The organism is Herbidospora galbida (assembly GCF_005233835.1).
Lineage (GTDB): Bacteria > Actinomycetota > Actinomycetes > Streptosporangiales > Streptosporangiaceae > Herbidospora > Herbidospora galbida.
Window position 1 is genome coordinate 92,331 of record NZ_SZQA01000018.1, and the last position, 25,579, is coordinate 117,909.

Below are 25,579 nucleotides of genomic sequence, written 5' to 3' on the forward strand. Positions count from 1 at the left end.
GCTCCCGTGATGTGCGCGAACTGATGCTCGGAATCGGCCTCGGCCTCGGCGCCGGGGTCGCCCCGGGCGCGCTGCTCGGCCTGGTCATCACCGCGAGCCTTCGCGGGGGTTTCCCGGCCGGGCTGCGCATGGCGTGCGTGCCGCTGCTCTCCGACCTGCCCGTCGTGGTGCTCTCGATCGTGCTCGCGGGCGCGCTCCCCTCGGGCCTGCTGCGGGGTCTGTCGATCGCCGGGGGTCTGTACGTCGTCTACCTCGGCGCCGAGGCCGTCATGGCGGCCCGCACGGCCGTCGTCCCGGCCCCCGGCGAGAAGGTGCCCTCGCAGGTCGGCAAGGGCGTGCTGGTCAACCTGACCAACCCGCACCCGTGGCTGTTCTGGATCACCGTGGGCGGGCCGCTCGTCGTGGCCGCCTGGGAGAAGGGCGTCGGCCCGGCCGCCGCGTTCATGATCGGCTTCTACCTGCTCCTCGTCGGCGCGAAGGTGGTCTTGGCGGGTCTCGTCGCCGCCGGGCGGCACCGGCTCGGCCCGCGCGCCTACCGCGCGACCCTGGCCGCGAGCGGGTTGCTGCTGGCCGGGGCCGGGGTGTGGCTGGTGGTCCAAGGCGTGACCGGGTAGCCGCTGGGCAGAGAAAGACGATGTTCGATGCCGTGGACCAGCTCCTCGACTGGCTGACCAACCAGAGCCCCCTCCTCGTCGCCACCGTCACCCTCTTGTACGTCGCGCTCGAAGGCATGCTGCTCATCGGCGTGATCGTGCCCGGCGACCTGTCGTTGATCATCGCCGGAACCACGGTCGACAGCATCCCCGAAGTCCCGCTGGTGGTCGCGGGCGGCCTGGGCGGGGTCGCGGTGAGCGCGTTCTCGGGCCACTGGATCGGCAGCCACTTCGGTCCGCGCGTACGGGCGAGCAGGCTGGGCCGGTGGGTCGGCGACGAGAAGTGGAAGCAGGCCGAAGAGCTGCTCCAGGGCACCGGCTGGCTGATCGCGCTGACCTATTTCGTGCCGGGCCTGAACGCGCTGACCCCGGTCTTGGCCGGGATCCTGAACATGCCGCGCCGCCGGTTCGGCTTCTGGGCCATGATCGGCGGCGCGATCTGGGTGGTCGGCTACGTGTCCCTCGGCGCGCTCGCCGGTGAGGCGGCCCGCCAGAACGAGGGGCTCATCATGCCGATCGCGGCCGGGGTCGCGGTGGTCGCGGCCACGATCGGCTTCGTCGTCAGGCGCGTGGTCGAGCGCCGTTAGTACTCGATTAGTACTCGATCGAGGCGCGGCGGCGCAGCGCGTCGGCCAGCTCGCCCGCCAGGTCGATCGCGGTCAGCCCGGCGTCGGCCAGGATCTTCGGCCGCTTGGCGTGGTCGAGGAACTCCTGGGCCAGCCCGAAGTTGCGCACCGGCACGTCGATGTCGTGGTCGCGCAGCAGCCGCGAGACGGCGTCGCCGACCGCGCCCACGCGCCCGTTGTCCTCCACCACCGCGACCAGCTTGTGGGCGGCGGCCAGCAGCGTCAGCGACTCGTCGAGCGGCTTGACCCAGCGCGGGTCGACGACCGTGACGGAGATGCCCTGGGCGGCCAGCAGCCCGGCGGCGTCGAGGCTGACCTCGGCCATCGGGCCGACCGCGACGATGAGCACGTCGGGCTCGCCCTCGCCCTCGCGCAGCAGCTCCATCGAGCCGATCTCGCCGATCGCCTCGACCTCTTTGACCAGGGCGCCCTTGGGGAAGCGCACCACGGTCGGGCCGTCGGTGACCCGCAGCGCCTCGCCGAGCAGCTCGCGCAGCCGGGTGGCGTCGCGCGGCACCGCGACCTGGATGCCGGGCACGACCTGGAGGATCGACAGGTCCCACATGCCGTTGTGGCTGGCGCCGTCGTCGCCGGTCACGCCGGCCCGGTCGAGCACCACGGTCACCGGGAGGCGGTGCAGGGCGACGTCCATGAGCAGCTGGTCGAAGGCGCGGTTGAGGAAGGTCGCGTAGATCGCGACGACCGGCTTCAGGCCGCCGACGCACAGGCCCGCCGCGCTGGTCAGGGCGTGCTGCTCGGCGATGCCGACGTCGAAGATGCGGTCGGGGTAGAGGGCGGCGAAGTCGGCCAGGCCGGTCGGGTGGAGCATCGCGGCGGTGATGGCGACGACGTCGGGCCGCTCGGCGCCGATGCGGACCATCTCCTCGCTGAACACGTTGGTCCAGCCGAGCTGCTTGGGCCGCTCCTCGCCGGTGACGATGTCGAACGGCTGCGGCGCGTGGAAGCAGTCTTCGTCGTGGTTCTCGGCCGGCTCGTAGCCCTGGCCCTTCTTCGTCACGACGTGGACGATGACCGGCCCGCCGTAGGACTTGGCCTTGCGGAGCGCGGTCTCCATCGCGGGCTCGTCGTGGCCGTCGATCGGGCCGACGTATTTGATGCCGAGGTCTTCGAACATGACCTGCGGGGCCAGGACGTCTTTGAGGCCCTTCTTGATGCCGTGGAGGGTGTCGTAGAGGACCGGCACGTTGCCGAACTTGTCTTTGACGAACTCCAGGACCTGCTCGTAGCTCTGGGTGACGCGCAGCTTGGCCAGGTGGGTGGCCAGGCCGCCGATCGTCGGGGAGTAGGAGCGGCCGTTGTCGTTGACCACGATGACCAGGGGCAGGTCTTTGGTCAGCGCGATGTTGTTGAGCGCCTCCCAGGCCATGCCGCCGGTGAGGGCGCCGTCGCCGATGACGGCGACGACGTGGCGGTCGCTCCCGGACAGGCGGAAACCCTTGGCGATGCCGTCGCCCCAGGACAGGGCGGTGGAGGCGTGGGAGTTCTCGACGATGTCGTGGGGCGACTCGGCCTGGCTCGGGTAGCCCGACAGGCCGCCCTCCTGGCGCAGGCCGTCGAACTGGTCGGCCCGGCCGGTCAGCATCTTGTGGACGTAGGACTGGTGCCCGGTGTCCCAGACGATGCGGTCGTGGGGGGAGTCGAAGACCCGGTGGAGCGCGATCGTCAGCTCGACCACCCCGAGGTTGGGACCCAGGTGACCACCTGCCTTCGAGTTCGCGACGGAGCGGACCAGAAGGTCACGGATCTCCTCGGCGAGCCGGGGCAGCTCGCTCGCGTCGAGTGCTTTGAGGTCGGTCGGTCCGCTCAGGGACTCCAGAAGGCCCACTGCGATTCCTTTCCCGTTCGCCGTCGAACAGTAGGAGTGTAGTTCGACAGTGCCCGGCTTCCTGCCCCAAGGGCGGGGGAATCCCTTTACGCGTGGTTGGCTTGTCCCCTACTCTCCTGAATTCGTGCGAAAAATCATTCCCTTACTCCTCGCGGGCTTGGTAGCGCCACTGCTGGCGCCCGGAACGGTCCACGCACGGCCTGTTCCTACCGGTCTGTCCGCTCTCACGAAGAACCCTATCTACTCGTCCGGCAAGCTGCCGGTGCGGTCGTGTCCGGAATACTCCACGACGATCGAGGACTTCCTGACCGCGCAGAACTACCTGCGCGAGGGCGCCGAGTGCCTCGACGCCACCTGGACGTCCTTCTTCAAGAAGGCCAAGCTCCCGTTCCGCAAGCCGGGCATGGAGTTCATCAGCAAGCCGACCAAGACCCGTGCGTGCGGGAACATGGACGGCTTCTGGGGCGGCGCCTACTGCCAGGACACGCAGGGCCTCGTGGTCCTCGTCGACGGCTGGATGCTCGAGTACGAGGGCACCCCCTTCCTCTTCTATGTGCTGGCGCACGAGTACGGCCACCACGTGCAGCAGCGGTCGGGCATCATCAAGGCCCACTACAAGCTGATGCCGAAGAGCACGAAGGCGGCCTACAAGTGGCACGCCCGCCTGGAGCTGCAGGCCGACTGCCTCTCCGGGGCGTTCCTGCGCAGCATCTGGGCCTCCACCGGGCGCGACTCCCATGACTGGCAGCAGCTCCTGACGTACATCAAGGAGGACATGGGGGACCCCACGCACGGCGGCGGCAAGAGCCGGGCGGCGTGGACCGACCGCGGCTTCAAGGCGGGTTCGCCCAGCGTGTGCAACACCTATAAGGCTCCGGCCTCACAGGTGGCCTGACCTGCGGTGCGGCGGTCATCCACGGGGGGTGGCCGCCGTAAATATCCGTATTTACCCGACTTTACTCGTCATTAAGACCTGCAATATGGTCTGCAGACCATGCGAAAACCCCTGATCGCACTGGCCTCCGGCGCGCTCTCCGTCCTCGTCGTGACGGGCTCCGCCGCTCAGGCCACCTCCTCCCCCCCGCCCTTGGCCGCCGCGCCGTCGGCCGCGACCGCCCAGGCCCCGCTGGCCGCGCCGGCCGCCGCGAAGCGCGTGTTCCCCACGGTGCTGACGAAGAACCGGCTCTACCGGTCGGGCGCCGTCGACTCGTTCACGTGCTCGCCCGGCGAGCCACGCCGGGGCAGCGCGAACTCCCTCAAGACCTACCTGCTCAAGGTCGCCCGCTGTGTGAACGGGATGTACGCCCGCCAGTTCAGGGCGGCCGGTCTGGGCACGTACCGGGTCCCGAAGATCATCATCCGGGCCAGCGGCACCAAGACGCCGTGCGGCAAGCTCACCAACACCTACACCGCCCACTACTGCCCGTCGTCGCAGACGATCTACCAGTTCCTCCCGAAGGCCACGATCCGCAACCCGTGGGGCCTGACGCTGGCCAAGACCATGGCCCACGAGATCGGCCACCACGCCCAGCAGCGCGCCGGCATCGTGCCGGCGTTCAACCGGCTCTACGCGCAGGCCCGCACCAAGACGGCCCGCAACTACCTGAGCCACCGGGTCGAGCAGCAGGCCGAGTGCATGGCCGGCGTCTTCCTCGGGGCGACGCAGGAGAGCCTGCCGGTCATCTTCGAAGAGTGGGACCAGGTCGTCGACTGGGCCGCCAAGCACGCCTCGGACACCGTCCACGGCAAGGGCCGCAACCAGGCCTTCTGGCTGGAGCGCGGCTTCGACTCGCAGTCGTTCCTGTCGTGCAACACCTGGACCGCCCCCAACGCGCGGGTCGCCTAGTCCTCCCCAAACGGACGATCCGGTACGGGAAGCGAGACGCGGGCGGCCGAAGGCCGTCCGCGTCTCGCGCTGTGAACCTGCCACCGAAAGCAGGTTGTCTATCCTGGGGAGATGACCGCGATGGCGCCCTCCCGTACCGAACCGGATCTGTCCTTCCTGCTCGACCACACCAGCCATGTGCTGCGGACCCGGATGGCGGCGGCGCTGGCCGAGATCGGGCTGACCGCCCGGATGCACTGCGTGCTGGTGCACGCCCTCGAAGAGGAGCGCACCCAGATCCAGCTCGCCGAGATCGGCGACATGGACAAGACCACGATGGTGGTCACCGTCGACGCCCTGGAACAGGCCGGCCTGGCCGAGCGGCGGCCGTCGAGCACCGACCGCCGGGCCCGGATCATCGCGGTCACCGACAAGGGAGCCGAGGTCGCCGCGCAGAGCCAGCGCATCGCCGACCGCGTCCACCGCGAGACCCTCGACGCCCTCTCCGCGGAGGAGGGGCGGACCCTCGTCGGGCTGCTGACCCGGCTGACCGAAGGACATCTCGCCACCCCCGTCGAAGCGCCGCAGGGCGCCCGGCGCGCACGCCAGCGCGCCAAGTAGGTCCGCAAGGGATCGTCTACAACAAAACTATCTGCTACGGTCGCTTCCGTTCCCCCCGAACAGGAGACGACCATGTCCCGTTGGCCCGCGTTGGCGGTCCTGTCGACCGCCATGCTGATGACCATCCTCGACGGCAGCATCGTGACCGTGGCGCTGCCCGCCATCCAGCACGACCTCGGCTTCTCCTCGGCCGCCCTGAGCTGGACCGTCAACGCCTACCTGATCCCCTTCGGCGGACTGCTGCTGCTGTCCGGACGACTCGGCGACCTGATCGGCCGCAAGCGCGTGTTCCTGGCCGGCAACGCGGTCTTCGTCGCGGCCTCGCTGCCGGCCGGGCTGGCCGGCACCCCCGAACTGCTGATCGCCGCCCGGTTCCTGCAGGGCGCGGGCAGCGCGCTGGCCTCCTCGGTCGTGCTGGGCATCCTGGTGACGCTGTTCACCGACCCCGCCGAACGGGCCAAGGCGATCGGGGTGTTCAGCTTCACCGGCGCGGCCGGGGCCTCGATCGGGCAGGTGCTCGGCGGGGTGCTCACCGACGCCCTCGACTGGCACTGGATCTTCTTCATCAACGTGCCGATCGGGCTGGCCACGATCGCGCTCGCGGTCAGGGCGCTGCCCGCCGAGCGCGGCACCGGCCTGTCCGCCGGGGCCGACGTCGCCGGAGCGGTGCTGGTCACCGCCGGGCTGATGCTGGGCGTCTACACCGTGGTCGGGACCGAGGGCCACGGCGCCGGGCAGACCCTCGCCTACGGCGGGCTGTCGGTCGCGCTGCTGGCCGGGTTCTTCGCCCGCCAGGCGACCGCGCGCACCCCGCTGATGCCGCTGCGGGTGTTCCGGTCGAGGAACGTGTCGGGCGCGAACGCGGTGCAGATCCTCGCGCTGTCGGCCATGTTCTCGTTCCAGATCCTGGTCGCCCTCTACATGCAGCGGGTCCTCGGCTACGGCGCCCTGGCGACCGGCCTGGCCATGCTGCCGGCCGCCGTGGCCATCGGCGGGGTGTCGCTGTTCGTCTCGGCCCGGCTCAACAACCGCTACGGCGCGCGGACCGTGCTGCTCGCCGGGCTGGTCCTGCTGGTGGCCGCGATGGGCTGGCTGACCCGCGTGCCGGTCGACGCCGACTACGTCACCGACCTGCTGCCGGTGATGCTGCTCATCGCCGGGGGCGGGCTGGTGCTGCCGGCCCTGACCAACCTCGGGATGTCGGACGCCCGCGACGACGACGCCGGGCTGGCCTCGGGCCTGTTCAACACGACCCAGCAGATCGGCATGGCCCTCGGCGTGGCGGTGCTGTCGACGCTGGCGGCGGGCCGCACCGAGGGCCTGCTGGCCGGGGGCGCGGCGGAGGCGGTCGCGCTGACCGAGGGCTACCGGCTGGCGTTCACGGTGTCGGCGGGGCTGCTCGCGGTGGCCTTCGCGGTGGCCGTCGCGGTGCTGCGCCCGGTCAGACGCTCATCCGCGCGAGCACCTCGAGCGGGTCGGCGAGTACCTTCGTGAAGGCCAGCTCGGCGGCCCCGACCAGCGTCGCGTCGTCGCCGAGCTCGGAGGTGCGCAGCCGCAGGGTCTCCCGCAGCGCGGGATGGGTGGCCAGGTTGAGGCGGCTGCGGACCTGCGCGGCCGAGCCGAGATAGATCTCGCGCAGGGTGCCGCCGAAGATGACGACCTCGGGGTTGAAGACGTTCACCAGGTTGGCGACGCCGATGCCCAGCCAGTCGCCCACCCGGTGGAGCGCGTCCTGAGCGATTATGTCGCCGCGGTCGGCCGCCTCGACCACCGCGTGGATGCCGTCGCGGCCCCGGCCCGCCGCCAGGCGCTGGATGCCGGAGCTGCCCGCGTGTTCGAGCAGGGCCCGCTCCCCCACCTCGGCCTCCAGGCAGCCGTGGGAGCCGCAGCCGCAGGCCCGGCCGCCGGGGTTGACCACCATGTGGCCGACCTCGCCGCCGTAGCCGGCCGCGCCGCCGAGCAACTGGCCGTTGACCACGATGCCGCCGCCGATGCCGACGTCGCCGTGCAGGTAGACGAGGTCGCGGCAGCCCGTGCCGGTGCCCCGGGTGTGCTCGGCGAGCGCGCCCAGGTTGGCGTCGTTGCCGACGGTCACCGGCAGGCCCATCGCCAGGCGCTTGGACAGCTCCTCGCCGAACGGGCCGTCTTCCATCTCCAGGTTGGGGCTGAAGCGGACGACGCCGTCGGTCTTGCGGACCGCGCCGCAGAAGGCCGCCGCCGCGCCGACGCAGACGGTGTCGGCCCGCGTCTTGCGGTGCATCTGGCGGGCGAACCCGGCCAGCGTGGCGACCGACTCGTTGAGGTCGAAGGCGCCGCGCGGGCGCACCGCCCAGCGGCGGTCGAGGATGACCCCGCCCAGTCCGACGCGGGCGGCGACCAGCCGGTCGACGCCCACGTCGAAGGCGAGCACGTAGACCCGCGAGGACTCGGGCCGGACCACCAGTGAGGGGCGGCCGGCCCGGCCGGTCTCCTTCGGCAGTTCCTCGCGCACCAGACCCGCCGCGGTGAGGTCGGCCGTCAGCGCCATGATGGTGCTGCGGTTCAGCCCCATGCGGCTGGTCAGTTCGGCACGCGAGGTCGGACCGCCGAGGTGGACGTGGCGCAGCAGGGTGCCGAGATTGTGCCTGCGGATCTCCTCCTGAGAGGGACCTGCGCGCAGCATGCGTCCTGCCTCTGGTGCCGGGGGGTCGTCGTTCGCGCCCACCCTATCGGCGGCCGGATGCCGACGCCCGCTTACGGGAGAGGGCGTCCACACCCGCCGCGAGCAGCAGCACCGCGCCGGTGACCACGTACTTCACGCTGGAGCTGTAGCCCATCAGGCCCATGCCGTTGATGACGACCGCGACGACCGCGCCGCCGAGGACGGCGTCGAGGGCCCGGCCCTTGCCGCCGAACAGCGACGTGCCGCCGATGACCGCCGCGCCGACGGCGAACAGCAGCACGTTGCTGCCGCCCGTGTTGGGGTCGACGGAGTTGGCGCGCGAGGCGGCGATGATGCCGCCGACGGAGGCCATGAAGGAACAGATGACGAACGCGGAGATCTTGATCCGGTCGACGTTGATACCGGCGCGGCGGGCCGCCTCGGCGTTGCCGCCGACGGCGTAGATGTGCCGGCCGAAGCGGGTGCGGCGCAGCACGAACGTCCAGACCAGCAGCAGCACCAGGATGATCGGCACCACGACCGGCACGCCCGTGAGGGAGATGACGCCCGGGTTGCGGCTGCGCTCCAGGTTCAGCACGTACACCGCGAAGCCCGACGCGACGGCGAGGGCGCCGACGCGGACGGCGATCAGCGACAGCGGGTCGGCGACCAGGCCGCGGCCCGCCCTGCGGCGGTTGTTGAGCAGCTGGAGTCCGGCGTAGGCGAGCACGCCGACGACCACGAGGGCCCAGCCGAGCCACGGGTACATGTTCTCGTTGGCGATGGCCAGGATGACCGAGTCGCGGATCGAGATGTTGGTGCCCTCGTCGAGCAGGATCAGCACGACGCCCTGGAAGGCCAGGAACGCGGCCAGCGTCACCACGAACGACGGGATGCCGAGCTTGGCCACCAGCCAGCCGATGACCAGGCCGATGACGACGCCGACGACCATCGCGGCCAGCACGGCGGCGTACCAGGGCCAGCCCTCGTTGGTGAGCAGCACGCCGAGGAAGGCCGCGCAGACGCCGGACGCGAAGCCCGCCGACAGGTCGATCTCGCCCAGCAGCAGGACGAAGACCAGGCCCATCGCGATGACGGTGACGCCCGCGCCCTGGGTGAACAGGTTGGCGAAGTTGACCGGCGACAGGAAGACCGGCGAGAGGATCGCGAAGACCGTGCACAGCACGATGAGCCCGATGACCGCCGGGAGGGCGCCGAGTTCACCTCCGCGCACCCGCTCCACGTAGTCGCGGACCTGCTTGTTCAGCCCGGCGGATGGCGCGACGGCCTTCTCCTCCGGGGCGGTTGTGGTGGTCATGCGGTCGCTTCCTTGCCGTTCTGCAGGCCGAGCTCCCCGCTGCGCCCGGCCGTGATGAGCTCCACGATCTGGGAGTGGGTGACGTCGGAGGTCTTCACCTGGGCGGCCATGCGGCCGAGGTACAACGCGGCGATCCGGTCGGAGACCGCGAAGACGTCGTTCATGTTGTGCGAGATGAGCACGACCGCGAGGCCCTTGTCGGCCAGACGGCGGACCAGCTCCAGGACCTGCGCGGTCTGCGCGACGCCCAGAGCGGCGGTCGGTTCGTCGAGGATGACGACCTTGCTGTTCCACAGGACGGCCTTGGCGATCGCGACCGTCTGCCGCTGGCCGCCGGACAGGCTGGAGACGTGCTGGCGGAGGGACTTGACCGTCCGGACCGACAGGCCCACGAGGGTCTTGGCCGCCATCTCCTCCATCGTGTCCTCGTCGAGGACCAGGCCGCGCTTGCGCTCCCGGCCGAGGAACATGTTCTGGACGATGTCGAGGTTGTCGCAGAGCGCGAGGTCCTGGTAGACGATCTCGACGCCGAGCGCGGCCGCGTCGCGGGGGCCGCCGACGCTGACCTGCCTGCCCTCGAAGTAGTACTCGCCCGAGTCGAAGGGGTGGATGCCCCCGATGCACTTGACGAGGGTGGACTTACCGGCGCCGTTGTCGCCGACAAGAGCGGTCACCTCTCCGGGATACACCGAAAAGGCGACATCGTGAAGGACCTGCACGGGGCCGAAACTCTTGTCGATTCCGCGCAGTTCCAGAACGGGTGCCGTGGACACGATGGGCTACTCCTGGTTCCAGAGAGAGGGGTACGGCCCACGCGTCGAGCGTGCGTGGGCCGTACCCCCGGAATGACTTAGCTGATTCCGGCTTCGGTGCACAGGGCGGCGAAGTCGCCGGTGCAGAGCTCTTCCTTCGTGACGTAGCCGTCGGCGACGACGTCCTTCACGTTGTCCTTGTAGATGGCGACCGGGGTCAGCAGGACGGCCGGCACGTCGGCGCCGGTCTCGCTGTCCTTGACGGTGCCGGTGGCGGCGGGCTTCTCACCCTTGGCCAGCGCGATGGCCAGCTGCGCGGTGGCGTCGGCCTCCTGCTTGACGGCCTTGTAGACGGTCATGCACTGGTCGCCGGCGAGGATGTTCTGCAGGCCCTGCGCGGTGGCGTCCTGGCCGGTGACCGGGACCTTGCCGTTGAGGTTGTTCTTCTTCAGCACCGCGATGGCGGCGTTGCCGAGGCCGTCGTTCGCGGCGAGCACGCCGGCGATCTTCGGCTCCTTGGTGAGCTGCTGCTCGAAGAGGGTGCCGGCCTGGGCGTTGTCCCAGTCGGGAACCGAGTCCTCCGGGCCCTTGACGTAGTCGCCCGAGTCGAACTTCGGCTTGAGCACGCCGTCGTAGCCCTCCTTGAAGAGGGTGGCGTTGTTGTCGGTCGGCGAGCCGTTCAGGTAGGAGATGATCGGCTTCTCGGCCTTGGCGTCGTCGAGGCACTTCGACAGGCCCTCGCCCTGGAGCTTGCCCACGGCGGTGTTGTCGAAGGAGACGTAGTAGTCGGCCTTGCCGCCGAGGGTGAGGCGGTCGTAGTCGATGGTGGCGATGCCCTGGGCCTTGGCCTTGTCGAGGACGGCCTTGCCGGTGCCCGAGTCGAGGTTGACGATCGCGAGCACGGTCACGCCGCCGGTGATCATCTGGTCGGCGATGGTCTGGAACTGGGTCTTGTCACCCTGGGCGTTCTGGATGTCGTAGGCGACACCCGCGGCCTTGAACGCCTCTTCGAGGTACTTGCGGTCGGCGGTCTCCCACCGGGCGGAGGACTTGCTGTCGGGGAGGATGACGCCGATCTTGCCCTGGGGAGCGGCGGCGGACGTCGCGGGGGCGGCGCCGGTCGTCTCGGGAGCTGCGCCGGTGCCCTCGTCACCCCCGCCACACGCGGTGAGACCGAGGGAAAGGGCCGCGAAGGCGGCGCCGATGCTGAGGATCCCCTTGCGCATGATGCGTGGGTCCTTTCTGGCCGGGGGTCTATCGGGGGGTGTGACTCACCTAATGGGTGAATGTTGTTTGAGACAACGTAAGCCCAAGGGAACTTGGGGGAAAGACACGGGACGGTAACGTTTGTTGCCCGGGGTAACAATGGAGAAACGTACCCGCAAAGAACCCCGCCACCCCACCAAGGCCGGGTAAAAAGCATCGAGCCGCCCAGGTCACAGACCTGAGCGGCTCGCGGTGAGACGCGTCAGCGCGTCCGGACCGCCGCGCGCAGCAGCATCACCCCGAAGATGACGGCGACGAGCGCCGCCGATCCCACGGCGGCCAGCATGGGCGGCACCCAGAACGCCGCCACCGCGCAGACCGCGCCCAGCGCCACCATCGCGACCCCGCCCCAGCGCTGCGACCGCTGCCAGGCCAGCGCCCAGCGGCCCCGCGCGTCGTCGGGTCCGACGGCCGACGGGGCGATCTTCGGCAGCACGTTGCCGAGTCCCATGAGCAGCACCCCGAACCCCACCGCGACCGCCCGCTCCAGCGGGAAGCCGTGCCCGGCCGCGGTGAGCAGGAACCCGGTGTGCACCACGATGAGGAACAGCGGCAGCAGCGTGAACAGCGTGTTCATGGTCCGGACCTGCGCGTCGGGGCTGGCCACCAGGCGGGGGTCGACGTGCGGCTTGAGCCGGTTGCCGAGCTTCGTGGACGCGACCATGACCCCCGCGATGACCAGCAGCACCCCCGGCGTCGCGGCCACCGCGACGAGTTTGGGCACCGCCGAGCCCGCCCGCGTCGGAGTGGGGTCACGGGTCACGACGAGGTCGGGGAGGGAGTCCCACAGCGCCACGCCCACGCCGGCCATGACGGCCACGCTCAGGGCGGACACCGCGATCCCCGTCCACGGCCGCTGGTTCATACCGCCTCCTTCATCGGCCGCAGGGCGCCCAGGCGGGCGACGGTGGCGTGCTCCTGGCTCATCAGGCCGAACACCAGGCAGAGCACGTCGTCCATGACGGAGGTGTTGAGCCGGTACCAGATCGTGGTGCCGTCGCGTTCGCCGACGATCAGGTCGGCGTCCTTCAGCACGTTGAGGTGTCCGGACAGAGTGGGCCGGGCGATGGTCAGGTGGTCGGCGATCTCGCCGGCCGACAGCTGGTCGTGTTCGTGCAGGATCCGGAGGACCTCGCGGCGCCGGGTGTGCGCGAGTGCCTCGAACGTGCGGCCGGTAACCATGGACAGCTCCCCGATCTGCCGGAAACTGATCACGACTCTAGGGAGACGCCGCACGGGGCACATCCGGCCCGCGACATGTGCGGGTCACGTCGTCGACCATGACGATCGTCATTGCCGCAGATGGGCACAGATGGGCACGTCTGCGCCCTGTGCCCCCTCCTCCGGCGCCGTTATGCTCCGCCTATGCCGGACGTCATGCCATTGGCCCAAGTCGGGCCGTGGGTGAATTTCCCGCAGGGTCGTCCCCCGATCGTGTTCAAGATCTTCTTCTGGGGGTCGGCCCTCGTCAGCGCGCTGGTCGTGGGCATCAACCTGCTCGCGCTCGACCGCGTGGCCGGCGACGGGCCGATGCGGGCGTTCTTCGTGCTGAGCGCGGTGGCGCTGCCGGTGACCTGCCTGCTCTGGCCGCTGCTGCCCTGGCAGGCGTCGGTGTCGCCGCTGCGGAAGACGGCCACCGTGGTCTTCCTCGGGTCGAGCCTGCTGCTCATCTCGGGCGGCGGGGTGGCCGCGCTGCTGGTGGTCAGCGTGGCGGTCGGCAACGCGCTGGTGGTGTACGGCCTGCGCGGCGGCATCGCCTTCGCCGCCATCACCGGCCTGTTCTACCTCGTGCTCGGCCTGCTCAACCCCGGCCAGAGCCTGGTCGCCTCGATCGTGTCGGGCGCGGTCGTGCTGCTGCTCTGCCTGATCATCCTGGTCGTGGTGGTGGCGATGATCGAGGCCAACCGCCGCTCGGAGGAGACCGCCGCCCTGCTGGCCGAACTGGAGGAGGCCCACGCGGAGCTGCGCGGATACGCCGACCGGGCCCGCGAGCTGGCCATCGCCGAGGAGCGCGCCCGCCTCGCCCGCGACATGCACGACTCCGTCGGTCACTACCTGACCGTCATCAACCTGGGGCTGAGCAACGCCCGCCGCTACCGCGACCGCGACCCGCAGGAGGCCTGGAACGAGGTGCACCAGGCCCAGGACCTCACCCGGGAGGCCCTGGCCGACTCCCGCCGCTGGGTCAGGGCGTTACGCCCGCTGCGCATGGACGGCAAACGCGGCGTCGAGGCGCTGGCCACCCTGGTCGAGTCGTTCGGCGGCGCCGACACCACGCTGACCTTCACCGCCCGCGGCGACTGGCCCGGCCTCGACGGCGACCGGGAACTGCTGTGCTTCCGCGCCGTACAGGAGGGACTGACCAACGTGCTGCGGCACGCCAAGGCGGCCAACGTCGAGGTCACCCTCGACTGCACCCCCGAGAAGGTGACCATCGTCATCTCCGACGACGGCCGCGGCGCCGACCGCGCGGCCCGCACCGACGGCGCCGGCCTGCGCGGCCTGCGCGAACGGGCCGAAGCGGTCGACGGCACCGTCGAGTCGTGCACCGCGCCCGGCGAAGGGTTCACCCTCCGCGTGACGGTGCCCGCATGATCCGTGTGCTCCTCGTGGACGACCAGCTCCTCATGCGCGAGGGCCTGCGCAAACTGCTGGAGATCGAGCCCGGCATCGAGGTCGCCGGGGCGGCCGACGACGGCGTGGAGGCGCTCGACCTGCTCGACCGGCTGCCGCCGGAGCACTATCCGCACGTCGCGCTCATCGACGTGCGGATGCCGCGGATGAACGGGGTCGAACTGGTCGCCCGGCTGCGCGAGGAGCACCCCGACGTCGCCCCGGTGATGCTGACGACCTTCGACGACGACGACTTCATCTTCGGCGGGCTGCGCGCCGGCGCGCAGGGCTACCTGCTCAAGGACATCGCCCCCGACCAGCTCGTCGACGCGATCGGCCGGGCGGCCAGGGGCGAGACCGTGCTCGGCGGCCCGGCCGCCGAGCGGGTGGTGGCCGCGCTGCGCGGCCTGCCCGACGAGCCGGCCCGCGACGACGAACCGGCCCCCCTCTCCGATCGCGAGTTCGAGGTCGCGCAACTGGTGGGCGAGGGCGCGTCGACCCGCGACATCGCCAGGAAGCTGCACATCACCACCGGCACCGCCAAGAACCACATCTCCAGCTGCCTGCGCAAACTCGGCCTGCGCGACCGCACCCAGCTGGCGGTGTGGGCCGTTCAGCACACCGGCGAGGCCTGAGCTCCGACGAGTTCGGCGTAGAGCGGCGAGGCGGCGACCAGCGTCTCGTGCCGTCCGAACCAGGCCCGCGCGCCGTCGAGCAGCAGGATCTCGTCGGCCCGCAGCGCCGAGGCGGCCCGGTGGGCGATCACGACGAGCGTGCCGGGCCGCTCCCGGAAGGCCCGCTCGGCCCGCGCCTCGGCGGCGGGGTCGAGATGGCAGGTGGCCTCGTCGAGCACGACGAGGCGGGCACGGCTCGCGTGGGCGCGCGCGAGGGCGACCAGCTGCCGCTGCCCGAGCGACAGCGCGTCCGGATCGAGCCGGGCGTCGAGGTCGTCGCCCAGCAGGGCGTCCGCGCCGACCGCGCGGACCGCCTCGCGCAGTTCCGCGTCGGTGGCCTCCGGGTGCAGGTAGCGGAGGTTGTCGCGGACCGTGCCGGTGAAGACGTAGGACTCCTGCGGCAGCAGCGCGACGTGTTCGCGGGCCGGGGGCGACCCGCCGACGGTGACGAGGCCGCCGTCAGGGGCCCCCAGCCCGGCCAGCAGCAGGGCGAGGGTGGACTTGCCGATGCCGCTGGGACCGATGACGGCCAGGTGGCCGCCGTCGGGGACGTGGAAGCTCAGGTCGCGCAGGACGGGTTCGGCGCCGGGGTCGTAGGCGAAGGTGAGCCGGTCGGCGCGCACCTCCGCCGTCGCCGGAGCCGGCGCCGTCGCGGGCGGGGCGGCCGGGGTGGCCCTGATCGTCTCGGTCAGCCGGCCGAGTGTGACCGAGAGCTGCAGGCCCGAGCCGCCGACCAGGTCGGTGAGGGTCTTCATGGCCGGGTCGAGGTGCATCGTCAGGTAGGTGGCCGCGCCGATGACCAGGCCCACGGTCAGCCCCCGGCCGAGCAGCCACGGCGTCGCGACGATGAGCGACAGCAGTGGCAGGTAGCCGCCGATCGCGGTGACGACGCTCCGCGCGGCCAGCGCCCGCGCCATCCGCTGCTGGGCGTGCCGTTCGGCCGCCATGGCCGCGCCCACCTCGGCGGTGACCTGGCCGGCGCGGCCGAACGCGGCGATGTCGCGGTGCCCGGCGAACGCGGCGGCGGCGTCGGCCGAGACCCGCTCCCCCGCCGTCAGCGCCGCCCGCTGCCGCCGCGCGAGGCTGGGCAGCAGCAGCCCGAACAGCGCCGCCGACACGATCACCGGCGGGATCGTCACCCAGACGACCTCCCCGGCCAGCGCGCTCAGCCCGAACACGGCCGCCGCCGTGGTGAAGACGAACCGGCGCAGCCCGTTCAGCAGAGCCGTCACGGTCCGGCGCACCGACTCGACCTGCTGGGTGATCCGCGCGGTCGACGCCCCGTCGGGCAGCGCGTGTTCCGGCCCGTGGACGAGTCCCGCCACCACCGCCCGCAGCAGGTCGTCGCGTAAGGGCTCGATGACCGAGCCCAGCAGCGGATAGGTGAACCGCGACGCCACCGCCCCCACGGCGTACGCCGCCAGCACCCCCGCCAGCCACCACAGCCCGGTCGCCAGGTCGCCGGCGAGGAAGCCCCGGTCGACCGCCCTGGCCATGAACAGCCCCGACGCCATCGCGGGCAGCGCCTCCACCGCCGACCAGAACCCCAGCAGGACGAGCTCCCGCCTCCTGGCCCGCAGCGACCGGCCGAGCAGCCGGAACCCGGTTTCACGCCCGGTGTCACGCCCGGTGTCAGACATGGATCGGCTCCCGTTCCGCGCCGAACAGGCCGCGATAGTCGGCCTGTTCGAGCAGGTCGGCGTGGGGGGCGACGGCGCGGATCCCGGTGCCGTCGAGCCAGATGACCAGGTCGGCGCGGGCGGCCAGGGAGGCGCGGTGGGTGGCCACCAGCCGGGTCGCCGGATGCGCCGCCAGGGCGCGGCTGATGTGCAGTTCGGTCACGCTGTCGACGCTGGAGACGGCGTCGTCGAGGAGCAGCAGCCGGGCGGGGCGGGCCAGCGCCCGCGCCAGGCCGAGCCGCTGGCGTTCCCCGCCCGACAGGGGCGCGTCGGCGCACGGGGTGGCGTATCCGGCGGGCAGGCGGCGGACGAACGTGTCGGCCCTTGCCAGCCGCGCCGCCTCCTCAGCGCCGCCGCCCGATCCGAACCCGATCGCGTCGGCGACGGTCCCCGGCAGGTACGCGGGCCGTTCGAAGGCCCAGCTCACCGCGCCGGCCAGGGCGGGCGGCGACAGGTCGCGCAGCGGCACGCCGTCGAGCCGCACCTCGCCCTCCTCGGGGTCGAGCAGGCGTCCGGCGAGCATGAGCAGGGTGGATTTGCCCGCGCCCGACTCCCCCACCACGGCGGCCATCGCGCCGCCGGGGATCGTGAGGTCGGCGTACCGGCCGGGACCGCAGACCCCCCGGAAGGTCAGTTCGCCGGGACCGGCGGGCAGCTCCCGGGTGCCGCGCGCGGTCGCCCCGACGGTCAGCACCTCGGCGAGGCGGCGGGCGCCGGCCCGCGCCTGGGCCAGCGCCATGAAGGCGTTGGCCTGGTTGAACAGGCCGAAGGCCATGCCGGCGTAGGCGGTCGCCGCGGTGAACTGGCCGGGGGTCAGCGAGCCCGCCAGCAGCGTGTATCCGGCGGTGGCCACCACCGCGACCTGGATGAGCGGCAGCACCAGCGACGCGTGCAGGTTCATCCGGCCCTGCAGCAGCCACGACGCCCGCCCGGCGCGGTGGAGCTCGGGCAGGCCGGTGAGGATCCGGTCGATCTCGCGGCCCTCTGCCCCGGCGGCGCGGACGCTGCGCAGGCCGGTCAGCACCTCGGTCAGCCGGCCCGCGATCGAGCCCTGGACGGTCATGTAGTCGGTCATCAGCGGCGAGGCGCGCCCGACGAAGAACCGGATGATGAGGGTCACGATCGGCGCGCCGACCGCGAAGGCGACGCACAGCCGCCAGTCGATCAGGAACAGCGCGACCAGCGCGCCGCCCGACATCAGCAGCGACCCGATCCACCCGGCGGCCAGCGGCACCACCGAGGCGACCTCGCCCGTGTTGGTCAGGAGCCGGGTCGTCAGGTCGCCGGTCGAGAACGCCGCCCGTTCGCGCACCCCGAGCCGCAGCACGTGTCCGAGCAGGTCACGCCGCAGGCCCAGCACGAGCGTGTTGACATGCCATGGCGACACGAGCAGGCTGGCGATGTCAAGGAGGATCAGGACGGCCACCAGTCCGGCCAACCGGCCGACGGTGCCGAGATCACCCCCGGTGGTCTGGGCGTCGACGGCCGCGGCGAGCAACGCCGGCAGGGCGAGTGCGGCGGCCGAACGGCTCAGGTCGAGGAGCAGCAGCACGACGCTCCAGGCCGGGTTGGCCGTCACCGTCTCGATCAGCAGCCGGGCGGCAGGGGTGCGCGGCATGATGAGATGTCCTCCGATAAGCGGCGGGAGCCGGGGCGTTACGGTCGCCCCGGCTCACGCTGACGGTCACGTCACATGCGGGTCGCTCACATGCAGACGACGAGGCTCGCGGTGCTCGTGGTGAGGCAGGCCGAGAAGCTGGCGGTGCTGCCGAGGCAGACGCCCCCGGCGCTGACGGTGCTGTAGATGCTGTTCGGTCCGGCGCCGGCGTCGCCGGAACCCTGGCCCTGGAGGTTGAGGACGTATCCCATGGTCTTCTCTTTTCTGGTGAGGGAGATGGACTAGCAGAGGGCGAGGCTGGTGGTGGAGAAGCAGGTGACCGGGCTCAGGAAGCTGAGCCAGGAGTCGGCGCCGTCGCCGGGGGCCTCGGCGGCGACCTTGGTGGCCTGCAGGTTCAGGACGTAGCTCATGAGTGGGGTTCCCTTCTCGGGGTCTCAGGTCCAGGGGCAGAGGAAGAGGCTGGCGCCGCTCTGGCAGTTGATCCAGCTGTTGGTCGAGAACGACAACGCCGCGTTGCGGTCGGCGTGGGCCGAGCGGGTGGTGTTCTGGAGGTTCAGGACGTAACCCATGGGTGGTGCCTCGCTTTCGCTAGCAGATGGAGATGCTCCAGTTGGAGAAGCAGAGCGACAGGCTGGGCGTGCTGGGCATGAGCGCGGTCTGGTCGGCCGACTCGGCGGCGATGCCCTGCAGGTTCAGGACGTACGACATGGCGGTTCCTTTCCGGTCAGCAGAGGAAGAGGGTCAGCCCGCTGATGCAGAACGACGGGCTGAGGCTGGACGGGCCCATGAGCTGGGCGGGTTCCTTGGAGACCTCGCGGGCCTGGAGGTCGAGCACGAAGGCCATCGGGGTGTTCCTTTCTGTGACGGGTGGAGCGGTGGGGTGGTCACCTCCCCGTGAACGGCCGCAGGAAGGGCAGCAGCTCCAGGGAGGGGTCACGGAGCGCGGCGAGCGCGTGGAGGATGCCGGCGGCGCCGGTGCCGAAGTCCATCGACAGCCGCATCAGCTGATCGCCGGGGAAGGCGACCTCTCCGCGCAGCCCGACCATGTGCAGCTTCAGCCGCTCGCGCTTGACCGCGATCAGGCCGTCGAGGGTCGGGTCGCCGGGGTAGTGGTCGCGCAGGTGGTTCAGGAAGCCCATCTGGCCGGCCGTGCCGTAGAAGACCATCGGGCAGATGTGGAACTCGGCGTGCCCGGCGCGGCGGAGCCCGTCGAGCGAGGTGAGCAGGTCGTCGCGGCGCCGGTGGCGCAGCAGCTCGGCCAGCGCCAGCCCGACCCCCGCCGACCCGAGCCCGATGTACGGCATCAGCCGCCACCCCTCGTCGACCAGCAGCGAGTCGCCCTCGGTCGTGGTGCAGCAGTCGAGGTCGAGCCTGATGGCGTGCTCGGCGGCGTCGAGGTGGGCGGGGTCGCCGGTCTCCTCGTAGAGGCGGGTGAACAGCAGTGACGAGCCCGAGGTGCCGTGCAGCAGGCCGGCCTTGCGGTGGCGGCCGGTCTCGTCGACCGGTTTGGGGGGATCGTGGCGCAGCCGGTCGGCCAGGTCGGCGGCGATCTTGATGGCGAGGTCGCGGCGGCCCGGGTCGTCGAGTTTCCTGGCGAAGTAGAGCTGGGTGAGCGCGACGCCGCTGACGCCGGTCATGATCTCGTCGGCCATCTGCGGGGTGCCGCTCCGCTCGATGACGCCGAGCACCTCCAGGGCGGCGTCGCGGTTGCCGATCTCCTCGAAGGCGTAGGCGATGCCGTGGAGGCCGTCGTAGAGGCCGAGGCGGTGCAGGCCTTTGTGCTCACGGACCCGGCTGAGCAGCCATTCCTCGTGTTCCTCGCGGCGGCCGTAGCCCGCCTTGGCCATCGCGTAGAGCACGCCGGCCGCGCCGTAGCCGAAGCCGAGACCGCCGAGGTTGAACTGCTCGACGTCGCCGGGGAACAGCCGGTCGTCGCGGTCGGGGGTGGCGCTGGCCCAGACGGTCTTGGCCACGGAGTCCTCGATCTCCCGCCAGTCGCCGCTCTCGATCAGCCGGGCCGAGCGGGCCATCTGCTCGGGCGTGCCGGCGAAGTCGGACGGGCCCAGGTCGAGCAGGTCGAGCACCTGCTCACCCCAGCCGGCCGGCACCGGGAAGCGCTGCTCCACGAACCGCACGAGCGCCTCGGCGCGGGTGCTGTCGAGCGTGAACAGCACGGTCAGCGGCACGAACGGGGCGACCTTCAGGCAGCCCAGCGCATAGCGGTCGGCCGCCAGGGCGTCGCGCTGGTCGGGCGGCACGAAGCCGGGGGCGCCCATGCCGATCCGCTGCTCGGCGGCGGCGTAGGTGGACAGCTCGAAGTCGATCAGCTTGACCCTGCCGTCTTCGGTGATCATCACGTTGTTGGGGTGGAGGTCGCCGAACGCGATGCCGCGTTCGTGCAGCCGGCCGACCACCTCGACGATCTGGTCGGTGGTGTCGACCGCCCAGGCGGTGAACTCGGCGATCTCCTCCTCGCTGGGGTCGGCCTTGATGAGGGGCGCCCGCAGGATCATGCGCTTGTTGAACGTGACGCCGTCGACCAGTTCCTGGACGAGGAAGTGGTGCTCCCAGAGCTGGAAGTAGTCGTAGACGTCGACCACCGCGTCGAGGTCGGCCAGCTTGCCGAGGAACTCGTGCTCGCGCTTCAACCGGCTGACCGCGTCGCGGCCCTTCTGGTCGAGCCCGGCGCCCGGCCGGGCCTCCTTCAGCACGACCTTCCGGCCGGTGGCCTTCTCGACGGCGACGTAGAGCCCGCCGCCGTTCGAGAAGTGCATGGCCGACTCGATCTCGTACGGGAAGTCGGCCGGCGCCTCGTTCGACTGCCGCTCCTCCAGATGGGGCGCCAGCCAGGCCGGCGGCGACACCCAGTCGGGCACGTAGAAGACCGGGTCACGCCGGTCGACGACGAGCTCGCCGTCGGGGTCTTCGATGGCCATCGCCGGCTCGCCGAGCTCGTTGCGGGTCATCCGCTCGACGAAGCCGCCGTAGCGCAGGTAGAGCGGCCCGTCCTTCCAGCGCAGGTCGGACAGGATGTAGGGACCGCCCATGCCTTCGAGCAGCGGGCCGAGGTCGTCGAGGATCTCGCGCAGCCGGTCGTCGTCGGCGGGGTAGATCGTCATGAACTTGCCGCTGCCGCCGCGGTCGGCGTACTTGAGGTTGCGCCCGATGAAGGCCGCCTCGCTGACCAGGAACTTGAAGCTGACCTTCGCGTCGAGGCAGTAGCGGCTCACGATGTCGAGCACCTGCTGGGCGTTCTCCCGCCGGGCCGAGACGTGGATCTTCCACCCCTGGGGCGGCAACTCGACCGAGGCGCACATGACGTTGAACCACGGCCCCTTCCGCCCGGTCACCCAGCCTTCCGGGGCCGCCTCCCCGGCCTGCCGATAACCCGCCTGCGTCGCGGCCCAGGTGTGGGACTCGTCGTAGAAGAGGCGATCGGCGAAACAGTACTCGATGTATTGGAGTTTCATGCGCACCGTCCTGGGACCGTTTACCGGGGCTTCGGAGGAACTGATTAATACGGTACTCGGCGGCGTTTGAATGTCCAATTACGGTACGTGTCATTCATATTCTCGGGGGCCCGGTTCAGACGGGCGTTTGAATGCGCGCGGGAATCGGGTGTGCGCGGTCGGTTATTTCGGCCGCAGGCTACCGCAGGTTACGGAACTCTGTTGCGGTTGGCCAGCACCGCAGGTAGAGTACTCAACTTTCGGCCGGTGAGGTTGCGGAGAGTTACGCGGGCGGAGAAAAAATCATGCGTTTTGCTCCGCACCGAAAGACCGAAAAACCGCCCGGGCCGACGAGAGCCTATTGCTTCGGCGCAACACGAAAGAAGGGCGGCCGGATTATTTCGCCACTCGGCGAAACACCGGCGCCGACGCTTCCGTGATCCGGCTCACGCAATTTCGGAGCCGGGCGAAAAACGAACCACCCGCTATTTCGGCGGCCGGTGAAACATCCATTCTTGAGATAAGCCCGAGCCCGGCCACACCCGGAAACCGGCCTGCTGTCGGCAAGGCCAGAGGTCATGCGTCAGGGAGGCGCCGGCACGCGGGTCAGATGGCAGAGCGACCCGCGCCGAGGCGGCTTCGCCGTGGCAGGGCGATATCGCTTCCCGCCGCAAAGGCGCGGGGGAACGGCGGGCTTGGGCATTCGCATCGCTCCCCGCCGCAAAGGCACAGGTCGAACGACAGGCCGCTCGTATCGCTCCCCGTCGCAAAGGCGCAGGTCGAACGACAGGCCAGGCCGCTCGCATCGCCTTCCCCAGCGCAAGGTGAGGTCATGGGTCAGGTGGCTGGGTCTGGTTCCTTGCCAGGCCTCCTCGGCGTTGCGGGGCGAGGCGGGAGCGGGTGGTTGGCGCCGGATGCGGTGGGGAGCAGGAGCGGTGGGCGGGGTTGGGGGGCGGAGCCGTAACGGAAGAAGGGTGGGAAATGGTGGAAGCCGCCCGGTACGGACCGGGCGTGCTTCTTGGGTGAGGCGTAGTTGCTTCGCGAGCAGGGTGGAAAACGGCGGAAGCCGCCCGGTACGGACCGGGCGTGCTTCTTGGGTGAGGCGTAGTTGCTTCGCGAGCAGGGTGGAAAACGGCGGAAGCCGCCCGGAACGGACCGGGCGGCTTCCTGGGTGGGACGTGGTTACTTCGCGAGCAGGGAGCGGAGGACGTACTGCATGATGCCGCCGTGGCGGTAGTAGTCGGCCTCGCCGGGGGTGTCGATGCGGACGATCGCCTCGAACTGCTTGTCGCCCGCGCGGACGGTCACGGTCGCCGGGGTGTGGCCCTGGTTGAGTTCCTCGACGCCGGTGATCTCGAAGGTCTCCTCGCCGGTCAGGCCCAGAGACGTGGCGGTCTCGCCCTCGGGGAACTGGAGCGGGAGGACGCCCATGCCGATCAGGTTGGAGCGGTGGATGCGCTCGTAGGACTCGGCGATGACGGCGCGGACGCCCAGGAGCGCGGTGCCCTTGGCCGCCCAGTCGCGCGAGGAGCCCGAGCCGTATTCCTTGCCCGCCAGGACGACGAGCGGGGTGCCGGCGGCCTGGTAGTTGACCGAGGCGTCGTAGATGAACGACTGCGGGCCGCCCTCTTGGGTGAAGTCGCGGGTGTAGCCGCCCTCGACGCCGTTGAGCAGCAGGTTCTTCAGCCGGATGTTGGCGAAGGTGCCGCGGATCATGACCTCGTGGTTGCCTCGGCGGGAGCCGTAGCTGTTGAAGTCCTTGACCTCGACGCCGTTCTCCTTGAGGTAGTCGGCGGCGGGCGTGCCGACCTTGATCGAGCCGGCGGGCGAGATGTGGTCGGTGGTGACCGAGTCGCCCAGGACCGCGAGCACGCGGGCGCCGGTGATGTCGGTGACCGGCTCGGGCTTGGCGGGCATGCCCTCGAAGTAGGGGGCCTTGCGCACGTAGGTCGAGGCCGGGTCCCACTCGAAAGTGTTGCCGGTCGGGATCGGCAGCGACTGCCAGTGGTCGTCGCCCTTGAAGACGTCGGCGTAGTCGCGCAGGAACATGTCCTGGCCGATCGAGTCGGCGACGACCCGGGAGACCTCTTCGGGCTCGGGCCAGATGTCCGCGAGGAACACCGGCTTGCCGTCGGAGCCCGTGCCGAGCGGCTCGTTGTTGAGGTCGAGGTCCATGGTGCCCGCGAGCGCGTAGGCGACCACCAGCGGCGGCGAGGCCAGGTAGTTCATCTTCACGTCGGGGTTGATGCGGCCCTCGAAGTTGCGGTTGCCCGACAGCACGGCGGTGACGGCGAGGTCGTTGGCCTGGACGGCGGCCGAGATCTCCTCGGGCAGCGGGCCCGAGTTGCCGATGCAGGTGGTGCAGCCGTAGCCGACCAGGTTGAAGCCGATCTTGTCGAGGTAGGGCTGGAGGCCCGACCGCTCGAAGTAGCCGGTGACGACCTGGGAACCCGGCGCCAGCGAGGTCTTCACCCACGGCTTGCGGGTCAGCCCCTTCTCGACCGCGTTGCGGGCGAGCAGGGCCGCGCCCAGCATCACGTAGGGGTTGGAGGTGTTGGTGCACGAGGTGATCGCGGCGATGGTGACGACGCCGTGGTCGATCTCGAAGGCGGTTCCGTCGGCCAGGGTGACCGGCACCGCCTTGTGGGGACGCGGCGCGCCGGCGCGGGCGTTGGAGGCGGGCGCGTCGGAGGCCGGGAACGACTCCTCGTTGGCCTCGTCGACGCCGTCGCCGTCGAAGTCGGTGACGTAGGCGCGCACGTCGCGGCGCCAGATCTCCTTCGACTCGCTCAGCGCGATGCGGTCTTGCGGGCGCTTGGGCCCGGCGATCGACGGCACCACGGTCGACAGGTCGAGCTCGATGTACTCGGAGAAGGCGGGCTCGGCGTGGGGGTCGAGCCAGAGGCCCTGCTCCTTGGCGTAGGCCTCGACCAGGGCGATCTGCTCGGCGGTGCGGCCGGTCAGCGTCAGGTAGTTGATCGTCTCCTGGTCGATCGGGAAGATCGCGCAGGTGGAGCCGAACTCGGGGCTCATGTTGCCGATCGTGGCCCGGTTGGCCAGCGGCACCGAGGAGACGCCCTCGCCGTAGAACTCGACGAACTTGCCGACCACGCCGTGCTTGCGCAGCATCTCGGTGATGGTGAGCACCAGGTCGGTGGCGGTCGCGCCGGCCGGGAGCTTGCCGGTCAGCTTGAAGCCGACCACGCGCGGGATGAGCATCGAGATCGGCTGGCCGAGCATCGCGGCCTCGGCCTCGATGCCGCCGACGCCCCAGCCCAGCACGCCGATGCCGTTCTCCATCGTGGTGTGGGAGTCGGTGCCGACGCAGGTGTCGGGGTAGGCCTTGCCGTCGCGGATCATGACCACGCGGGCGAGGTGCTCGATGTTGACCTGGTGGACGATGCCGGTGCCCGGGGGCACGACCTTGAACTCGTCGAAGGCGGTCTGGCCCCAGCGCAGGAACTGGTAGCGCTCGTGGTTGCGCTCGTACTCCTTCTCGACGTTGCGCCGGAAGGAGTCGGGGCCGCCGAAGAAGTCGACGATGACCGAGTGGTCGATGACCATCTCGGCCGGGGCCAGCGGGTTGATCCGGGCCGGGTCGCCGCCGAGGTCGCGCACGGCCTCGCGCATGGTGGCCAGGTCGACCACGCAGGGGACGCCGGTGAAGTCCTGCATGATCACGCGGGCCGGGGTGAACTGGATCTCCACGCTGGGCGCGGCCGACGGGTCCCACTGGCCGAGGGCGTTGATGTGGGCCTCGGTGATGTTCGCGCCGTCTTCGGTGCGCAGCAGGTTCTCCAGCAGGATCTTCAGGCTGTACGGGAGGCGCGCCGACCCTTCGACCCTGTCCAGCCGGTAGATCTCGTACGACGCGTCACCCACGCGCAGTGTGTCACGGGCGCCGAAGCTGTTCGCGGACACGAAGTCTCGCCTCCCCAAAGGTTCTCTGTTGACAACTCGCCCGGCCATCCTCCCGTACGCACAGGAGGGGTTGATCG

General features: G+C 70.7%; 24 protein-coding genes. 8 read left to right on the forward strand and 16 right to left on the reverse strand.

All coding sequences use genetic code 11. The annotated features are described in order from the left end of the window. Window positions 1-11 precede the first annotated feature (11 nt). Window positions 12-614, forward strand: a complete 603-nt coding sequence (locus tag FDA94_RS19560) for a LysE family translocator (protein WP_137248514.1) — start codon at window positions 12-14, stop codon at window positions 612-614. 20 nt (window positions 615-634) lie between these two features. Then, window positions 635-1,240, forward strand: coding sequence for a DedA family protein (locus tag FDA94_RS19565; RefSeq protein WP_137248515.1), 606 nt, complete (start codon window positions 635-637; stop codon window positions 1,238-1,240). 7 nt (window positions 1,241-1,247) lie between these two features. Here the strand turns inward: FDA94_RS19565 and dxs are convergent, their stop codons facing one another. Continuing rightward, window positions 1,248-3,125 carry a 1-deoxy-D-xylulose-5-phosphate synthase gene (gene dxs / locus FDA94_RS19570; RefSeq protein WP_137248516.1) on the reverse strand — a complete coding sequence of 626 codons (1,878 nt, stop codon included), beginning with the start codon at window positions 3,123-3,125 and terminating at the stop codon, window positions 1,248-1,250. A gap of 262 nt (window positions 3,126-3,387) precedes the next feature. Between dxs and FDA94_RS19575 the strand changes: the two genes are divergently transcribed. From FDA94_RS19575 to FDA94_RS19590, 4 genes are all read left to right on the forward strand, one after another. After that, on the forward strand, window positions 3,388-4,020 hold the full coding sequence (locus FDA94_RS19575; RefSeq protein WP_170991026.1) for a neutral zinc metallopeptidase: 633 nt from the start codon (window positions 3,388-3,390) through the stop codon (window positions 4,018-4,020). Between the two features lie 99 nt (window positions 4,021-4,119). Then, on the forward strand, window positions 4,120-4,971 hold the full coding sequence (locus FDA94_RS19580; RefSeq protein WP_137248518.1) for a neutral zinc metallopeptidase: 852 nt from the start codon (window positions 4,120-4,122) through the stop codon (window positions 4,969-4,971). A gap of 111 nt (window positions 4,972-5,082) precedes the next feature. Next, the gene (locus FDA94_RS19585; protein ID WP_137248519.1) at window positions 5,083-5,571 is read left to right on the forward strand and encodes a MarR family winged helix-turn-helix transcriptional regulator; all 489 of its coding nucleotides are present in this window, start codon (window positions 5,083-5,085) and stop codon (window positions 5,569-5,571) included. A gap of 72 nt (window positions 5,572-5,643) precedes the next feature. Then, the gene (locus FDA94_RS19590; protein ID WP_212735398.1) at window positions 5,644-7,065 is read left to right on the forward strand and encodes an MFS transporter; all 1,422 of its coding nucleotides are present in this window, start codon (window positions 5,644-5,646) and stop codon (window positions 7,063-7,065) included. On the opposite strand, the gene FDA94_RS19595 is transcribed toward FDA94_RS19590, so the two are convergent. The 6 genes from FDA94_RS19595 to FDA94_RS19620 form a co-directional block, all read right to left on the reverse strand. Further along, window positions 7,013-8,233: an ROK family transcriptional regulator gene (locus FDA94_RS19595; protein WP_137248520.1), complete on the reverse strand. Its 1,221-nt coding sequence runs from the start codon at window positions 8,231-8,233 to the stop codon at window positions 7,013-7,015. The genes FDA94_RS19590 and FDA94_RS19595 overlap by 53 nt on opposite strands. Before the next feature lie 43 nt (window positions 8,234-8,276). Further along, window positions 8,277-9,530, reverse strand: a complete 1,254-nt coding sequence (locus FDA94_RS19600; RefSeq protein ID WP_137248521.1) for a sugar ABC transporter permease — start codon at window positions 9,528-9,530, stop codon at window positions 8,277-8,279. Continuing rightward, window positions 9,527-10,303: an ATP-binding cassette domain-containing protein gene (locus FDA94_RS19605; protein ID WP_062334077.1), complete on the reverse strand. Its 777-nt coding sequence runs from the start codon at window positions 10,301-10,303 to the stop codon at window positions 9,527-9,529. Before FDA94_RS19605 ends, FDA94_RS19600 begins: the two co-directional genes overlap by 4 nt. 77 nt (window positions 10,304-10,380) lie before the next feature. After that, complete coding sequence (locus tag FDA94_RS19610) at window positions 10,381-11,508, reverse strand: sugar ABC transporter substrate-binding protein (protein ID WP_137248522.1); 1,128 nt, start codon at window positions 11,506-11,508, stop codon at window positions 10,381-10,383. A 242-nt stretch (window positions 11,509-11,750) separates the two neighbouring features. Further along, window positions 11,751-12,413, reverse strand: coding sequence for an SdpI family protein (locus FDA94_RS19615; protein ID WP_137248523.1), 663 nt, complete (start codon window positions 12,411-12,413; stop codon window positions 11,751-11,753). Next, entirely contained in the window at window positions 12,410-12,763 is a 354-nt protein-coding gene (locus tag FDA94_RS19620) for a metalloregulator ArsR/SmtB family transcription factor (RefSeq protein WP_212735399.1), read from the reverse strand. The genes FDA94_RS19615 and FDA94_RS19620 overlap by 4 nt, the downstream gene beginning before the upstream one ends. Window positions 12,764-12,925: 162 nt before the next feature. Here FDA94_RS19620 and FDA94_RS19625 point away from each other — a divergent pair, with 162 nt between their 5' ends. Next, entirely contained in the window at window positions 12,926-14,143 is a 1,218-nt protein-coding gene (locus tag FDA94_RS19625) for a sensor histidine kinase (RefSeq protein ID WP_170991027.1), read from the forward strand. Next, entirely contained in the window at window positions 14,140-14,796 is a 657-nt protein-coding gene (locus FDA94_RS19630; protein WP_137248525.1) for a response regulator, read from the forward strand. Before FDA94_RS19625 ends, FDA94_RS19630 begins: the two co-directional genes overlap by 4 nt. On the opposite strand, the gene FDA94_RS19635 is transcribed toward FDA94_RS19630, so the two are convergent. The 9 genes from FDA94_RS19635 to acnA all read right to left on the reverse strand — a co-directional run bounded on the left by FDA94_RS19635 (window position 14,775) and on the right by acnA (window position 25,502). Next, the gene (locus FDA94_RS19635) at window positions 14,775-16,475 is read right to left on the reverse strand and encodes an ATP-binding cassette domain-containing protein (RefSeq protein WP_137248526.1); all 1,701 of its coding nucleotides are present in this window, start codon (window positions 16,473-16,475) and stop codon (window positions 14,775-14,777) included. The genes FDA94_RS19630 and FDA94_RS19635 overlap by 22 nt on opposite strands. Then, a complete protein-coding gene (locus FDA94_RS19640; RefSeq protein ID WP_137248527.1) occupies window positions 16,468-18,132 on the reverse strand; it encodes an ABC transporter transmembrane domain-containing protein in 1,665 nt (554 codons plus the stop codon). Before FDA94_RS19640 ends, FDA94_RS19635 begins: the two co-directional genes overlap by 8 nt. Before the next feature lie 86 nt (window positions 18,133-18,218). Beyond that, window positions 18,219-18,383: a hypothetical protein gene (locus FDA94_RS39310; RefSeq protein WP_156045839.1), complete on the reverse strand. Its 165-nt coding sequence runs from the start codon at window positions 18,381-18,383 to the stop codon at window positions 18,219-18,221. A 30-nt stretch (window positions 18,384-18,413) separates the two neighbouring features. Then, window positions 18,414-18,542, reverse strand: a complete 129-nt coding sequence (locus tag FDA94_RS41140; RefSeq protein ID WP_269321516.1) for a hypothetical protein — start codon at window positions 18,540-18,542, stop codon at window positions 18,414-18,416. A gap of 24 nt (window positions 18,543-18,566) precedes the next feature. Then, entirely contained in the window at window positions 18,567-18,701 is a 135-nt protein-coding gene (locus FDA94_RS41145) for a hypothetical protein (RefSeq protein ID WP_269321517.1), read from the reverse strand. Window positions 18,702-18,720: 19 nt separating this feature from the next. Continuing rightward, window positions 18,721-18,840: a SapB/AmfS family lanthipeptide gene (locus tag FDA94_RS41360; RefSeq protein WP_342778504.1), complete on the reverse strand. Its 120-nt coding sequence runs from the start codon at window positions 18,838-18,840 to the stop codon at window positions 18,721-18,723. A 16-nt stretch (window positions 18,841-18,856) separates the two neighbouring features. Next, on the reverse strand, window positions 18,857-18,976 hold the full coding sequence (locus FDA94_RS41575; protein WP_425460160.1) for a SapB/AmfS family lanthipeptide: 120 nt from the start codon (window positions 18,974-18,976) through the stop codon (window positions 18,857-18,859). Between the two features lie 40 nt (window positions 18,977-19,016). Then, window positions 19,017-21,602, reverse strand: a complete 2,586-nt coding sequence (gene lanKC / locus FDA94_RS19645) for a class III lanthionine synthetase LanKC (RefSeq protein ID WP_137248528.1) — start codon at window positions 21,600-21,602, stop codon at window positions 19,017-19,019. Window positions 21,603-22,763: 1,161 nt separating this feature from the next. Continuing rightward, window positions 22,764-25,502 (reverse strand): aconitate hydratase AcnA, encoded by a 2,739-nt coding sequence (gene acnA, locus FDA94_RS19650; protein WP_137248529.1) that lies wholly within the window; start codon window positions 25,500-25,502, stop codon window positions 22,764-22,766. Between the last annotated feature and the right edge of the window lie 77 nt (window positions 25,503-25,579).

Bases quoted from the DNA above. Each gene is read 5' to 3' on its own strand.
- FDA94_RS19565 (WP_137248515.1), top strand. From the start codon at position 635: ATGTTCGATGCCGTGGACCAGCTCCTCGACTGGCTGACCAACCAGAGC.
- FDA94_RS19580 (WP_137248518.1), top strand. From the start codon at position 4,120: ATGCGAAAACCCCTGATCGCACTGGCCTCCGGCGCGCTCTCCGTCCTC.
- FDA94_RS19585 (WP_137248519.1), top strand. From the start codon at position 5,083: ATGACCGCGATGGCGCCCTCCCGTACCGAACCGGATCTGTCCTTCCTG.
- FDA94_RS19590 (WP_212735398.1), top strand. From the start codon at position 5,644: ATGTCCCGTTGGCCCGCGTTGGCGGTCCTGTCGACCGCCATGCTGATG.
- FDA94_RS19595 (WP_137248520.1), bottom strand. From the start codon at position 8,233: ATGCTGCGCGCAGGTCCCTCTCAGGAGGAGATCCGCAGGCACAATCTC.
- FDA94_RS19600 (WP_137248521.1), bottom strand. From the start codon at position 9,530: ATGACCACCACAACCGCCCCGGAGGAGAAGGCCGTCGCGCCATCCGCC.
- FDA94_RS19610 (WP_137248522.1), bottom strand. From the start codon at position 11,508: ATGCGCAAGGGGATCCTCAGCATCGGCGCCGCCTTCGCGGCCCTTTCC.
- FDA94_RS19615 (WP_137248523.1), bottom strand. From the start codon at position 12,413: ATGAACCAGCGGCCGTGGACGGGGATCGCGGTGTCCGCCCTGAGCGTG.
- FDA94_RS19625 (WP_170991027.1), top strand. From the start codon at position 12,926: ATGCCATTGGCCCAAGTCGGGCCGTGGGTGAATTTCCCGCAGGGTCGT.
- FDA94_RS19630 (WP_137248525.1), top strand. From the start codon at position 14,140: ATGATCCGTGTGCTCCTCGTGGACGACCAGCTCCTCATGCGCGAGGGC.
- FDA94_RS19635 (WP_137248526.1), bottom strand. From the start codon at position 16,475: ATGTCTGACACCGGGCGTGACACCGGGCGTGAAACCGGGTTCCGGCTG.
- FDA94_RS19640 (WP_137248527.1), bottom strand. From the start codon at position 18,132: ATGCCGCGCACCCCTGCCGCCCGGCTGCTGATCGAGACGGTGACGGCC.
- FDA94_RS39310 (WP_156045839.1), bottom strand. From the start codon at position 18,383: ATGGGATACGTCCTCAACCTCCAGGGCCAGGGTTCCGGCGACGCCGGC.
- FDA94_RS41140 (WP_269321516.1), bottom strand. From the start codon at position 18,542: ATGAGCTACGTCCTGAACCTGCAGGCCACCAAGGTCGCCGCCGAGGCC.
- FDA94_RS41145 (WP_269321517.1), bottom strand. From the start codon at position 18,701: ATGGGTTACGTCCTGAACCTCCAGAACACCACCCGCTCGGCCCACGCC.
- FDA94_RS41360 (WP_342778504.1), bottom strand. From the start codon at position 18,840: ATGTCGTACGTCCTGAACCTGCAGGGCATCGCCGCCGAGTCGGCCGAC.
- FDA94_RS41575 (WP_425460160.1), bottom strand. From the start codon at position 18,976: ATGGCCTTCGTGCTCGACCTCCAGGCCCGCGAGGTCTCCAAGGAACCC.
- lanKC (WP_137248528.1), bottom strand. From the start codon at position 21,602: ATGAAACTCCAATACATCGAGTACTGTTTCGCCGATCGCCTCTTCTAC.